2 protein-coding genes are annotated in these 1,763 nt (G+C 43.2%); both read left to right on the top strand.

The features are described 5' to 3' along the window. Positions 1 to 180 precede the first annotated feature (180 nt). The gene (locus CXF78_RS16380; RefSeq protein WP_244262850.1) at positions 181 to 513 is read left to right on the top strand and encodes a hypothetical protein; all 333 of its coding nucleotides are present in this window, start codon (positions 181 to 183) and stop codon (positions 511 to 513) included. Between the two features lie 177 nt (positions 514 to 690). Continuing rightward, entirely contained in the window at positions 691 to 1,740 is a 1,050-nt protein-coding gene (gene cyoA / locus CXF78_RS16375; protein ID WP_102037374.1) for a ubiquinol oxidase subunit II, read from the top strand. Positions 1,741 to 1,763: the final 23 nt, after the last annotated feature.

Genomic DNA, 1,763 nt, shown 5'->3' with positions numbered 1-1,763 from the left:
TACCGTGATTCACTTCCAATGACCAGCCCCTTATTGTTATTCTCCTGCCAATGAAAATTGCCAGCTGGATCTGTTGATTCAACTACCCACTCCTTTGAGCTCGTTTGGAATCGTTTCTTGAAATTCACTCTTTGCCAATACCTTGCTAAGCCGCTTAATAGCATCGCAAGGCTTTCCAAATTGAGTAAAGCACATTTAACGTTGTGTTTCGGGTTACTGTTGCTGCAACCTGTAGCCGATTCATTATCGATGTCGATGGGACATGTCGTCGATATTAGTGAGTTTATTGCCGTTGTTGACACTTTATTAGCTGAAGTTATGGGCGCTAGCTTACTGGGCCTGTTGATATTAAATCCATTGGTGATCGAGCAATTCTGGCGTTTATTCAATCTCAATTCTACTTTTTGTAATCTCCTTGCTCTTAGCTACGCGCTAAGTGCTTTATCTGCTGTTACCCCTAAATCCCTTGAATACACGGCACACGGTTGTCGCGCTCCGCCTCTACAAGCTTAAGTTTTTAATTTAAATACATTATTCGCAAAATCGATATCGCCTTAAGCGCTACGCCAAAATCACTGATAGTTGATTTGGATTAGTCCTTTGGTGTGGTTATTTGCGTTCGATGATTATTCTGCAACTGCCGATCCTATTGGCAGCGTAGTAAGCTTTTAAGGTGAGAGGAATCTTCCTTTGTTAATTCGAAATTTAAGTAAACCAATGCTGGCGGCATTAGCATTTATGCTTGCCGGTTGTGAAGGCGGCGTACTGGATCCCAAAGGTCAAATCGGCATAGATGAGAAAAACCTCATTATTGTGGCGACGCTACTGATGCTGATTGTGGTTATTCCGGTAATTTTTATGACGCTGTACTTTGCGTGGAAATACCGTGATGGCCGCGATGAAGAAATTTATGCGCCTAAATGGGCACACTCAACTGCAATTGAAATTGTGGTGTGGGTTGTTCCCATTATTATCGTGATCATTTTGGGTGTTATCACTTGGAATTCGACTCATGATTTAGACCCCTATAAACCGCTTGAACATGATGCTAAACCAGTAACGGTTGAAGTCGTGTCGCTGGACTGGAAGTGGTTATTTATCTATCCAGAATATGGCATTGCGTCGGTTAACGAATTGGCCTTCCCTGCGAACGTGCCGGTTAACTTCAAAATTACCTCAGACACGGCGATGAATTCCTTTTTCATTCCGCAACTAGGCAGCCAAATATACTCAATGGCAGGCATGGCAACCAAGCTACACCTTATTGCTAATGAGCCGGGTACCTTTGAAGGTATTTCAGCTAACTACAGTGGTGCTGGTTTTGCAGGCATGAAGTTTAACGCTATTGCCACACCTACAGCTGGCGATTTTGATGCCTGGATTGCTAAGGTAAAGCAGCAAGGTAACACCTTGGATGTTGAGCAATATAAGCAGCTAGCTGAAAAAAGTGAAAACAACCCTGTGCAATATTACGGGTCAGTGCAAAAAGGCATGTTTAATTACATTGTTATGCAGTACATGCATCCAGACTCGAACATGAAATCAATGGGCAGCATGGATGGTATGGAAGGCATGCACGACATGGGCAACATGAAATCAATGTCTGGTATGGAAGGTATGGACCACACTCAACATATGCAGCATATGACAGACATGGACGCTGAACAACATTCTGGACTTTCATCCTCTACACACTCAACCACAGAGCATTCTTCGACTGCTTCTGGGGAGGCGGAGTAATCATGTCATTTCTTGGAAAATTA

This window comes from Shewanella sp. 11B5 (assembly GCF_002836795.1).
Classification (GTDB): domain Bacteria; phylum Pseudomonadota; class Gammaproteobacteria; order Enterobacterales; family Shewanellaceae; genus Shewanella; species Shewanella frigidimarina.
The sequence above is the reverse complement of the archived record's forward strand: the minus strand, read 5'-3'. Positions and strand labels throughout refer to the sequence as shown.